This window comes from Vibrio sp. S12_S33 (assembly GCF_963889785.1).
Lineage (GTDB): Bacteria > Pseudomonadota > Gammaproteobacteria > Enterobacterales > Vibrionaceae > Vibrio > Vibrio aestuarianus.
Window position 1 is genome coordinate 1 of record NZ_CAWPQZ010000462.1, and the last position, 220, is coordinate 220.

1 protein-coding gene is annotated in these 220 nt (G+C 57.7%); it reads right to left on the minus strand.

Annotation, left to right across the window (positions count from 1 at the left end):
• A partial coding sequence (locus tag AACW06_RS21160) for a hypothetical protein (protein WP_192076431.1) occupies positions 1-220 on the minus strand: 220 nt, incomplete at both ends.

The window sequence follows — 220 nt, forward strand, 5'->3', positions numbered from 1 at the left end:
TTACCACCGTTTCAACGCCGTCACTGTTCTCTGCCACGCTCACGCTGCCGTCCGCGGCATCCGCGATGGTAAGTGTTGGCGCCGCAGTTGGTACGGTGGCATCAAAATCAAACGTCACTGGCGCACTCTCACCACTGCTGTTGCCAGCGGCATCCGTAATGCTGCTGGTGATGCTGTAGTTACCTTCCGCTGTCAAGCTTGGAATGGTGATGTCGGCGCT